Here is a 12505-nt window from a genome sequence, read left to right as displayed (position 1 = left end):
GCCGCACGACTCAGACACTGGTGCCGCCCAAAAAAACCACACCAAACCACCAACCCGGGGTGTGTTGTGGGGGGGGCACGTGGTGCAAATCCCCCCCCCGCGCCCACATAAACTGATCGCGACCTAATTTAACCGGCCACGTGCTTCAACGGTCCTAGAAGATTTCCTTTTTCCTGGCAACCGGCATGATGATCGCCGCAAAGAGAATCTGCACTACCACCTGGATGGCAACCATCACCCATGTGCCGGCCAGGAAGAGCACCAGCGCAGGGATGACAAGGAGCGCCGCGGCAAATGCCCTGAACTCATCAGGCGCAGAGGTTCCTCTTCTCCTGGAAATCAGCGCCAGCAATATCAGGGATGGGACTCCGATCATCAGGAACATCCCTGGAGCCCCTTCCATGTATCCCAGAAAAGATCCCCACAAAGTCTTCCGGGCACCGTAACCTCCAGCCCGGTCCGACATCCTGGGAGCCGTCAGCGATACCGCCATCCAGCCGACCATGAAGACCACGGCATAGCGAACGACGCAGGCAGAAATCCACCGGAAGGTGGGCCCGCTAACCGATCGACAGTTTGCCTCAGCCATAGCTAGCAACCTTCCGTGCACTTTCCGGAGACCCAAGTGCTGTCCATATTGGGCCAGAATGGAGCCGCTGGGAGACCCGTCTCCGATGACATTGGGTCAAAGGCGAGCATCGACGCATGCTGCCCGCGCTTATACTGGACCACTTCCATGTCGGGATACGAATCGCCGCGCCGCCGCACGGAAACGTCACCGCTACCCCTGAAATCGATGTCCAATTCATCGTCAACGGCGAAAACTGGGATATAGCTGTTGATCCCGTGGATCTTCACCTTCGCACCCGACTTTGTGCCCTCGACGTGAATGGCGTTCTGCCACTTCAAGCTGTGCCAAACGTCTGGTTCGGCTTCCACGATATCCATCGCAGGTTGCAACTTAATCCCAGGCCTGGCCAGCCCCCTTGCAATCTGGTAATTAGACGGCGGAGCCGTGTGGGAGGCGGAGACGGTAAAGGTCATATTCCCGGACTCCGTGTCCCAGAAAAGGGCCATCCGATAGCTGGCATCCGGCTTCAAGGTGGGCCCCCTGTTGTCGCCGAGCAGCGCGCCCATAAGAGCCAGCTTGGTGTGGATGAAGAAGCGGGCCATGATAATGCCGTTATCCGCGCCGGGATTTACCTTGAGAGATTTGCGCTTCGCCCCGTTCGGAATCGAACCCCAGCCAGCCTCCTTGGCCTGATCATACTTGTCGTCGACCTTCTTGTTCTCCTCGACGATCCTCTGGTAGTTCGGCCCTTCGCCCTCGATCTTGGTACCCATGTTGGAGCACTTGGCCATCCCGCTGGCGCACTCCTCCAGGGCCATGCCGGTGGGGTCGGTCTTGTTGACCGGGTCGTTGTTGCTGTACACGTAGGCGTTCCACTGCTGCGGGTCGTTGGGCAGGAGCAGTGGGTCCGGGCTGAGGAAGCGGCCGGTGCTGGGCTGGTATTGGCGTGCGCCGAGGTTGGTGAAGCCGGTGGCGTCGTCCTTGAGGCCTCCCACGTAGCCCTTGTCGCCGGCCCAGGCGGTGGTGCTGGAGGTGGTGCCGCGCGGGGCGCCGAAGGGGTCGGTGGGGCGGCGGGTCTCGACGAGGCTGTCGCGGCCGATGGACAGGGTGTTGGTGCCGTGGTGGTCGGCGAACTGGTACGTGAGCTTGGTCGGGCTCTCGCGGACCAGGGTGATGCCGCCGGGGATGCTGTAGTAGCGGGTACCGGTGCTGGTCTTGGTACCGGTGTCGTAGGTGAGTTCGTCGCCGCCGCCGAGGTTGACGGTGACCTTGCCGGGGTTGCGGCGGATCAGCTGGTTGCCGTCGGCGTCGTAGACGTACGTCGTGACGGCCGAACCCTGAGCGAGTGAGGCGAGCTTGCCCTCGACGTCCCAGGTCAGCGTGGAGGCGTTGGCCGAGTCGGCGGCGTTCCAGGTGGAGGTGCCCCACTTGGAATTCCAACCGGGCGCGTAGACGATGAACTTGCCGTCGTCCTGGACGGTCGCGAAGTAGCCGCTGGCGTTACCCGCCCAGGTCTGCGAGGACCAGAGCGGGACGCGCTGCGGGTCGTAGACGACGAAGTTGCCGTCGTCCTGCATGGTGGCCCAGGCTCCCGGGTGGTTCTGGGTGTTGGTGGACCAGAGGACTTGGCCGGTGCGCAGCGAGCTGAGCACCAGGTTGCCGTCGTCCTGCATGGCGAGTCGGACGCTGTTGGAGCGCACGCTCTCACCGGACTTGAGGACGGACCCGGCGTTGAGGATCTTGATGCCGTTGGGGTTGTTGATCTTCGTGGTGTTGCCGGCCGCGTCGTACTCGTCGGTGCCCTGGGGGGCGGTGGCCGAGCCGTAGGTGTACGTGCCGCCGGCGAGTGCGTGCGGGCCGCCGGTGCCGCCGCCCGTGCCGGCCGCGGTGGTCGGCGTGTTGCGGGTGCCGGCGGTCGGGAAGGTCTGGTCGACCTTCACGTCCTTGGACTGGTCCCCGGCCGGGTTGTGGTCGACGAGCTTGGTGCGGTTGCCGGTCAGGTCGTAGGTGTAGTCCTGCCAGTAGGCGGCGTTGCCACCCACCGTCGTCTTCGAAGGCGCCGAAGCCCCGCTGGTGGGAGTGGAGTTGGCGCAGGCCCCCTGGCCTGCCAGGGACGGGGTGGGCTGGTCGAGCCGCCCGGTGTCGCTCCACGCGGTGGTGAGGCGGCCCAGGTGGTCGTAGGAGAAGCACTGCAGGTCGGTGGCGGCCGGGGTGTTGTTCGGAATGCCCCGGATCGCCGTGATCCGGCCGGCCTGGTTGTAGGCGTAGGTCGTGTTCTGGACCGTGCCGTCGGTGGAGGTCTGCTTGTCGACGTACTGCGTCAGCGGACGCCCGGTGGACACGTCGTAGGTGTTGGTGGCGACGATCTGCCAGCCGAACGGGTTGACGGTGGAACGGATGTTGCGTCCGTAGGCGTCCCAGTCGGACTGACGGAGATAGGTGTCGCCGGCCCCGCCCATGTCGTGCAGCAGGCCGTAGATCTCGTAGTTGTAGCCGATCGACTCGTAGGCGAGGTTGCCGACGGCGGCCCGGTACTCGGTGGTCACGGCGCCGGTGATCGGGTCGTAGACGGTCTCGTACTCGTAGGTCGCCTGCCCGGTCTTGCCGATCTCGCTGCCGGGGATCGACACGGTGGACTTGGTCGGCCGGTATGCCGGGTCCAGCTCCGTGACGGCCTTGGTGTAGGCCGCTCCGCCGGCGCCCCCGACGTACCGGGTGGAGCTGGCGGCCTGGCCCTTGGCGACGGTGTCGTAGGTGTAGCCGGTGAGCTGGTTGGCCGGGTTGACCGTGCCGTTGTAGGTGCCGGTCTTGCGGCCGAGCAGGTCGTAGGTGAGCGCCATCGACTGACCGCGCGCGTCCGTGGTGGTGGCCAGGCGGCCCGCACTGTCGTAGGTGCGGGTCGAGACGCCGGTGTCCGGGTCGTCGGCCTTCACCTGACGGCCGCGCTGGTCGTAGCCGTAGTTCCAGCTGTTCCCGGCGGCGTCGACTCGCGTCGCGGCCTGGCCGCTCGGGGTGTAGGTGTACGTGGTGACGTCGGCGTCGGTCTGCTTGCCGGTAGCGGACGGCGTCCTGTACTGCCACAGCTGGCTGGTGCGGCCGCGGGCGTCCGAGAGGGTACTGGTCGCGGTGGCGCCGGCCGGCGGCGACACGTCGACCCGGTCGGCGCCCGGGTAGGCGGTGGTCGTGGTGTTCTGCAGCACGCCGAGGGCGATGAACTGCGTGCTCACCGGTCGGCCCATGCCGTCGAAGGCGGTGGAGGTCTGGCCGGGGACGTCGGCGGGGATCGCGTTGAATCGGACCGTGTTCGGACCGGCGGTGTCGTCGTAGTGGGTGTTGAAGGTCCGGCTGGTGCGGCCCTGCGAGTCGTAGAAGGTGTCCGTCAGCAGTCGGCCGTGGTAGGCGGAGATGGCCGGGTCGGTCTGGGTCTGGATGGTCCGGGCCAGGCCGTCCATGATCTGGGTGGAGACCGCGTAGCTCTCGTCGGAGCGCAGCGTCCGGCTGGTGACGGTGGACGGTCGGGCTGTGCCGTCCACGGTGTAGTCGAAGGTGAGGTTGGCGCTCGCGCTGGTCGCACGGCCCGGGGTCCAGACCGCCTTGAGTCGACCGAGGGAGTCGTACGACTGGGTGACGGTACGGGCGTTGGGGTCGGTGGTGGTGATCGGCAGCGCACGGGCCGGGTTCAGCGTGCTGGTGGTGTTGCGCTTGGCTCCGGCGTCGGGCGCACCCGCCGGGGCCGGGGTGCCGGTCACGGTCTGGTTGGGCAGCTCGCCCGGGTTCGCCGAGCCGTAAGTCGTGGTCACGGTGGCGCCGTTCGGATTGGCGCTGTCGGTGGCCGTCACGTCGGTGGCGGTGGTGGCGCGACCGTAGACGTCGTAGGCGGAGGTGCCGGTGGTCACGAACTGGGCTGCACCGGAACCGTCGTAGCGGTCCAGCACCTGCGCACCGGTCGGTTCCCCCTTGGCTCCCGCAGCACCGAACGCCGCACCGTCGTACAGGGTGCGGGCGCCGGAGACGGTGTTCGCTGCGGTCGGAGTCGCCGTGCAGGCGTTCGCGCCGGAGACGGTCAGCGCCTCGGACACCAGCCCGGTCATGCGCGGATTCGCACCGGTGGCGTAGGAGTTGCGGACGCAGAGATCAGGCGTGCCGTCGGCGGTGCTGAGGCTGGTCTTGATCCGGTTGCCATTCGCCGGGTCACTGGTGGTCACCGTCGAGGTGGCCCGGGTTCCGGTGGTGGTCCGGCTGGTCGAGGTGCTGGTCGAGGTGGTGGCCGCGTACCGGGCGACGAGGTCCGGCAGGCCGGGCCGCTTGTGGGTCGCGGTGGCGACCGGGCCACTGCTGGTGTTCACGGTGGACGCCTCGGGTGCGGCCGCATCGGCGTCGACGTAGACGTCGCTCTCCAGCACTCGGCCGGACAGCCAGTCGTCGTCGCGGCGGCCGCCGCTCGTCGGCCCGGATACCGTCACCGAGCGGGCCGATCCGTCCGCCTTCAGATCGCCGTCCATTCCCTGGTGGTAGCTGGTCGACGTCTTGGACTTCGCGCCGTCCTTGCCCGAGCCGGTCACGGCGGTCACCTTGGCGTAGCCGCGGAACTGGTCCCAGGTGCGGGACTTGTCGTCCACCAGGGCGCCGTCGTTGCGGTGCCAGGCGGCCGGTCCGTACTCGTAGGCGGTGACCTTGGTGGCCGAGCCGGCGACGAGGTCGGAGTTCGGGTCGACGGTCACCGCGGCGACCGGGTAGCGCAGGAACCAGTCGTCCACCATCGCGGCCATACCCGTGTCGTACCACTTCACGTTGTAGCAGCTCATGGTGTTGCCGTCCGCCGAGGACGGCATCTTGCCCGTGGTGCGCATGCACGATTCGCGGTTGTAGTCCACCGCGATCGTGCCACCGGTCTCGACAGTGATCACCTCGATCCGCGGCCGGTAGTAGCGCGGGCGGGCCGGGACGAGGCCGTCCACCCGGTTGGGCAGCATCAGGTCGGCGAAGGTGACCTCCGGCAAGGCCTGGTCGGTCTGCCCGTTGAAGGTGTCCTTACCGATGCGCTTGACCGCCTGGAGCCACGGGATCTGCGTGTTCTCATCGGAGTTGGCCGGTTTCTTGAACGTGTGCGTGAGCTCGTAGCGGTCCACCGGGCGGTACGAGCCGCCGGAGCGGATCGAGGTGGTGACGGCGTTCAGCCACCTGGTCGACCAGTAGGTCGGTCCGTAGCTGGAGCAGGTGCCCTGCTCGGCGCACTGCTTGTCGAGCGGCACGTCCGGCCAGTTGGCCGCGTTGGCCGAGGTCCGCTGCGCGGGGTCGCAGGCCGCCGCGCCCGAGACGCAGCGCTCGCCCGTCTCGAAGTCGATCTTCGCGGCGGGCTGGTGGGCACCGTTCGCACCGAGCTGGTCGGAGAGCAGCTGCCCGTAGCCGATCGAGGCGAGCGTGCCGCCGCGGGTGTACGAGGAGTTCACACCACTGCCGCGGTTCTGGCCGCCACCGCGGGCGTACCAGTTGGCCTCCGGCGCGTAGGTGTAGGTGGTCAGGTTGTTGTGGACGTCGACGACGTAGTCGAGGTTCCAGCGCCACGCGGTCTGGCACCAGGAGCCCTTGGCCTTGGCCGCGTCGTAGCACGGGTCACCCGCGTTCGGCGAGTACACCGGCACCGTCCAGGCCGACTTGCTCTCCGGGCCGGTGCTGGTCGGCGCACCGGACGCGGAGGGCAGGTGGTTGAGGCCGAAGTAGTAGACCGTGCCGGAGCTGTCGGTGACCTTGAGGTACGACCCGTTCCAGGTGCCGTTGTCGGCGCCGGTGAGGAACTCGACCTTGGTCCCGTCGTCGTTCCTCAACCGCCAGGTGCACGTGGACTGCTCGGACTTGGCGTCACCGGGCACGCAGGGGTCGTTGGGCACGAGCTCGCCCGAGTGGCCGCCCAACGACAGGGTCAGGTTCGCCCCGCCCCAGCACTGGTCGCCGGATCCGGCGATCCCGGCCTTGTCGCACGCCTTGTAGGAGCGCTCGACGAAGCCCGAGCTGAAGTCCCAGCCGTCACCGATCCAGGACGCCTGGGAGTTGGTCGACGAGGTCCGCCCGTCGACCGCCGCCGAGTCGTATCCCAGTGCCACCTGGGGTGCTGCGCCGCCGAGCGACGGCGGGGACTGGACCGGGTAACTGTACGTGAACGAGCCCGACGAGCTGCCGGCCGTCCACGCCTGGCTCGCGGAGAGCGAGGTCGCACTGTAGGTGCCGAGGCCGCTGGACGGGGTGCCCTCGGCCGCCAGCACCATCGACGCCGGGGCTGCGGGCGCAGGGCCGCCGGACGGTGCCTGGTCCCCGGACTTCGACTCGGCTCGCGGCCCCTTCGCCGGAGCGGTGTCGACGGCGGGCAGATCGATGTCGGCGACGAGCTTCTTCGCCTCCGCGTCGTAGTGCGAGGGCACCGGCGTGCGGGCCAGGCAGCCGGCCACCTCGGGCGTGGTCAGCGAACACGCGGGCAACGACACCAGCTGCGCCCGCTCGGCGAAGCCACCGCCGAACCCGGCACCGGACAGGTCCAGGCCCAGCCGCACCTTCGTCGCGTCCGTCTCTCCGGCGCGCTCCAGCGCGACCAGGGCTCCCTGCACACCAGCGGCACTGGCGGCCTTCGCGTCGGCGACACTCACCTTGACCGGTGGATTGGCCGGACCGGCGTCCGCACCCGGGACGGCATCCGAGGCCTTCGGCGTGGTATCCGGCGCGACAGGCGCCAGCCACACCGGCAGGTCACCGGCCCGCTTCGAGGCGCCGGCCGCCGGCTCCCGCACCTCGGCGCCGTCCGGGCCCTTGCGAACGGTCTTCGCGCCGGCCGCCGGCGCGGGATCCAGCAGGGCGACAGCCGAGCCCGAGGCACTCTTCGGAGTGCCCTTCGGCGGCACCCAGTCCGGTGAGCCCTTCTTCGCCGGTACCGACTTCGGCTTCTCCGGCGAGCCCGGCACGGAAGCCGTCTTCGGCAGCGGAGTACCCGGCGGCGACCAGATCTTGTCCTTGTCGGCCACCGGCGCAGCCAACGCCGGGACGACAGGTGACACAAGAGCACTCAGCACGGTCAAGGTGCTCACAAAAGCGACACGAGAGCTTCGGCGCCGCCCTGGTGGCGGCGCTCCCCTCCCCGCCAGCCATGGCAAACGGACACGACGAACAGGCACCGTTACCCCCCATAGGTAGCCACGCCTCAGCTAGGGCGTGGACAGACGACTGTGGCGGACAGTAGGGGGTAATGCGGCCCCGGGTCGAGGAGTTGACCGATCACGGCGCGGAGTGATTCATGTCACAGGGAGTCAAAGTGGTTCGCCTACCCCCAAACCAGACAGTTGAACACCTAAATGAATTGACCATCAGTTTGCCATTGCGGGAGCTTGCTGGCGCCCCCTGTCCCTGCCCTTTACCGATCAGCCAGGGGGCCAGACCCGATTGTCATACCGAGGGGGGAACCTCACCACATGCCCGCTGCTCCGCCCGGCGCCCGCTCCGGCACACGCCTTCGTCCACGGACCCCGTCCGCGCGCACATCCGCCGCGGCCGTGGGCCTCGTCCTGGCCCTGACCTCGGTGGCACCCGTCGCGTTCGCCGCCCCCGCGCCCACCACGCCCACCACCGCACCCGGAACGCTTCCCCCGGACCTGCTGACGGCCATGGCCGCCGCAGACGCCAGGCAGACCAAGGAGAAGCCTCCGGCTGCGGCCGCCGACCGGGCGATCGCCCAGGCCAAGGCCACCGGCAAGCCCGTCCCCGTACCTGAACTGACGGACGAGTACAGCGAAACGGTCGCCACTCCCGCGGGCCACCTCTCCCGTTCCCAGCACGCCGACCAGCAACGCGTCAGGCAGCAGGACGGCGTCTGGGCCGCGCTGGACCCCAAGCTCGTCGCCGACCCGGCGGGCGGCTACCGCCCCCGGGCCGCCTCCTCCGGAGTCCGCCTGTCCGGCGGCGGAACCGGCCCCCTCGGCACGCTGACCAGCCCGGACGGCGAGAAACTCGTCATCGAATCGCCGTTCCCGCTGACCAAACCGTCCCTCGACGACGACGGCGACGGCCTGATCTACCCCGACGTCGCCCCGGGCATCGACCTGAAGGCCACCGCCGACAAGTTCGGCGGCCTCAGCACCGTCCTGATCGTCAAGACCGCCGAAGCCGCCAACAGCCCGCTGCTGAAGAAGATCCGCTTCGGTACCACCGGTCAGGGCGTCACCGTCAAGGACGACGGGTCCAACAACCTCACCGCCACCGGCAAGGACGGCAAGGTCCGCTGGCACGCCCCGGCCCCTCGGATGTGGGACAGCTCAGGCAGCACGGCCGGCACCGTCCCCGCAGCCCCTGCCGGCAAGTCCGCTACGGCCGCGCAGGCCGCCCCGGCTGACGGCGACGGCCCGGCCCAGGCCGGTGTTCCCGCCAAGTCGGACAAGCCCAGTAGCGCGGACGGGCCCGGCACGGGCGCCAGGGTCGCGACCATGCCCACCACGGCATCCGGCGACGCCATCGAGCTGACCACCGACGCCTCGGTGCTCGGCAAGGGCCAGGGCCCCTGGTTCATCGATCCCGGGTGGATCTACGACTCCCGCAGCGGCAACGCCTGGACCTGGACCCAGCAGGCGTACCCGAAGACGCCCCGCTACGGGCAGACCACCGCCTCTGACGGCCAGTACGCCCGCCCCGGCGTCGGGTACCAGGGGTACCAGGTCGACAAGGGAATCGAGCGGTCCTACTTCCAGATCGACACCCGCGGATTCGGCGGCACGGTCATCAACAAGGCCACCATGTCGGTCTGGGAGTACGAGTCCTCGGACTTCTCCTGCACCAACACCTATCCGGTGGACCTCTACTTCACCGGGCCGATCAACAACCAGACCACCTGGAACAACCCGCCCACCGTGGTGGGCGGCCGACTCGGCCGCGCCGACGTCGCAGGCTCCGGCGGCAGCGGCTGCTACGACAATCGCGAGTTCCAGTACGACGTCACCTCCGTCTACCGGGACCGCGCCGCCACCCACGACAACCTGACCTTCGGCGTGTTCGCCGGCGACGAGTCCAACAAGATGGCCTTCAAGCGCCTGACCTACAACCCGGTGGTGGTCGTCGAGTACGACCGCGCACCGGACACCCCGACCAACACCTACGTCTGGCCGCCGCCAGGCACGGCGTCTCCGTGGGCCGAGAACCAGGGCTGCGACGGTTCCTCGGTCGGCTGGCTCGGCGCGGGCAGCAACTTCAACGGCGCGGTGACCCTGAACGCCACCGTGCACAGCCCGGTCCAGAACTCGCTCTACTCGTGGTCGAAGATCTGGGACTACAACCTCCCGGGCGCGCCCGAGGTCGACTCCGGGAAGTCGGGTCTGGTGGGCAACGGAGGCAACGCCGCCTTCCAGGTGCGCTCCGACGTGATCAAGGACGGGCACGTCTACGGCTGGGGCTCCTTCGCCACCGACGACTTGACCTCGTCGGGATACGCCCCCGCATGCCGCTTCGGGGTCGACCTGACTCCCCCGAGCCTGTCCGTCCCCGACGTCTACACCGCTCTTCCCGAGAGCTCGCTCGCCGACCACTTCCCGCCGTCCGGCAACGGACAGGTGACCAGGAAGAAGGCCTGGGAGTGGGGCACCGTCCCCTTCACCGCCGCCGACACCGCCCCCAACGGCGGCACGCCGTCGGGTGTCACGTGCGCCCGCTGGTCCTGGGACCCACAGCTCTCCGGCGCCCAGTGGCAGTGCGGATCCGCCCTCCCGCAGGGCGGCGTCAGCGTCCTGCCCGGCCGCTGGGGCACCAACATCGTGTACCTCCAGGTGATGGACAACGCCCGCAACGTCTCGCCGGTGGCCCAGTACGCGTTCTACGTCCCGTGGAACCCGGACGGCCCGCCGCCGGTCTTCGGCGACGTCACCGGTGACGGCGCGCCCGACATCGTCACCCCCGACCAGTCGGGCGACCTGCGCGCCTACGCCGTGGCCGGCAACCCGCTCGCCAAGAGCCCTGCCGTCTCCCTCGTCGCCAAGCGCGACGACTCACCCACCGGACAAGGCTGGGCCGACATCCAGTTCGCCCACCGCGGCACGCTGACCGGCGGCAACAACATCGACGACATCGTCGCCCACGCCCCCGGCGGCAAGAACCTCTACCTCTACGGGAATCCGGGCAACACCGGCTACTACGGCCGGGTCGACGCGAGGTCGGTCCTCCCGAAGCCGAAGTGCGTCACGACGGCCGGCGAGGACTGCTCCTGGCTCACCGCCACCGGGTACAACGCCACCGACTGGTCCACCACCCTCCGCGTGGCGGCACTCGGCGACCCGGCGAACACTGACCTCGACTACAAGCTGCAGTTCAAGAACAAGAGCGGCCTGCTCACCGTCGAAAGCACCGCCAACGGCACCGACGCCGCCCTCTGGTATTACCCCGCAACCGACCGCCAGACCCTCGGCAAGCCCGTCCGGCTCGCCGCCTCCGGGTGGAAGGACAAGGAGCTCATCGCCCCCGGCGACTGGGCCAAGCAGGGCCACCCAGGCCTGTGGGCCCGGAACCTGGAGGCAGCCGCAGACGGCGGCAAGGGCACTCTGCTCGCCTACACCTTCACCACTGGGACAGTGGTATCCACCGACCGCAACGGCAGGCCCGTACTGGACACCAGCGGGAACACCACTGCCCTCCCGACGCTGGCCCAGATCTCCAGCCCGGTCACGATCGGCTCCGTCTCCCCGGACACCTGGCCGACGCTCGGCTCGGACGGGGACCTCACCGGCAACGGCGCGGCCGGTCTCTGGGGCAAGCGCGGCAACGGTCAGATCGACATCTGGTGGGGCGCGCCCACCAACCCCGGCAGCCCCAACGCCGCCTTCACTTGGCAGGCCGGACCGACCCAGGCCGCGGACACCTCCGTGAACCCGCTCTGGTGGGCACTCGACGGCACCTCCGCCGTCGACAGCAACGCCGCCAACGCGCTCTACCCGAGCACGTTCGCCCGCACCACCGACCACAACGGCGCCGCGGGCAAGGCGACCGTCCTCGACGGCAACACCCTCTACCGCAGCACCAACCAGGCCGACATCGACACCGGCCAGAGCTACACCGTCGCCGCCTGGGTCAAGATCAACAACGCCAACGGCTACCAGACCGCCGTCTCCCTGACCGGCAACGAGCGCAGCCCGTTCTACCTGCAGTACTCGGCGACGTACGGCAAGTGGGCCTTCAACCTGCCCTCGTCGGACCAGCTCCGCCCCAGCACGTACTACGCGGCCGTCGACTCCGAGCAGCCCCAGATCGGCGCCTGGACCCACCTCGTCGGCACGTTCAACGCGGACACCCAGACCGCCACGCTGCACGTCAACGGCCGAGCGGCCGGAAGCGCGAAGGTCCCTGCGGGCTGGAAGGCCAACGGCAGTCTGAACATCGGCGGGGAGACCACCACCCGGTACCCCGGGCCTGACAGCCGCGTGAACGGCGCGGTCAGCGACGTCCGGATCTACCCGTACGCGTTCACCGACCAGCAGGCCAACACGCTCGCCACGGCCGGCTCCAGCGTCCAGATCCAGAGCGCCTACAACCCCGTTAGGTGCATCGACAGTTGGGGCGGTTCCATCGGCACGGCGGTCGCCTTCTACAACTGCTACAACGGCAACGCCCAGCACTTCAACCTGACCATCGACAACAAGGTCAAGGTCTCCGGCGCCGACCGGTGCGTCGCCACCAACGACAAGCCGGCCGGCAACGGCACCAAGGTGTCCTTCCAGACCTGCACCGCCGACGACGCCCAGACCTGGGTCCGCCGCTACGACGGCACGCTCTACAACCCGATCTCCGACAAGTGCCTCGAACTGCCCGGCTGGGCGGACGCGAACGGCACCACACTCGGGGTCTGGTCCTGCACCGCCAGTGCAAACCAGCGTTGGCTGGTGCGCGCCCAGGCGGGCTGACCACCGGTGCCCACGAAAG

General features: G+C 68.8%; 3 protein-coding genes. 1 reads left to right on the top strand and 2 read right to left on the bottom strand.

The genetic code is table 11. From position 1 onward, the window contains the following. Positions 1 to 154 precede the first annotated feature (154 nt). Both ACFV6D_RS29820 and ACFV6D_RS29815 read right to left on the bottom strand, forming a co-directional pair. Entirely contained in the window at positions 155 to 589 is a 435-nt protein-coding gene (locus ACFV6D_RS29820) for a hypothetical protein (protein ID WP_380561828.1), read from the bottom strand. 2 nt (positions 590 to 591) lie between these two features. Then, entirely contained in the window at positions 592 to 7581 is a 6990-nt protein-coding gene (locus ACFV6D_RS29815) for an RHS repeat-associated core domain-containing protein (RefSeq protein WP_380561826.1), read from the bottom strand. 525 nt (positions 7582 to 8106) lie between these two features. Here ACFV6D_RS29815 and ACFV6D_RS29810 point away from each other — a divergent pair. Next, the gene (locus ACFV6D_RS29810; RefSeq protein WP_380561824.1) at positions 8107 to 12486 is read left to right on the top strand and encodes a LamG-like jellyroll fold domain-containing protein; all 4380 of its coding nucleotides are present in this window, start codon (positions 8107 to 8109) and stop codon (positions 12484 to 12486) included. Positions 12487 to 12505: the final 19 nt, after the last annotated feature.

Source organism: Kitasatospora sp. NPDC059812, from assembly GCF_042732075.1.
Taxonomy (GTDB): Bacteria; Actinomycetota; Actinomycetes; order Streptomycetales; family Streptomycetaceae; genus Kitasatospora.
The sequence above is the reverse complement of the archived record's forward strand: the minus strand, read 5'-3'. Positions and strand labels throughout refer to the sequence as shown.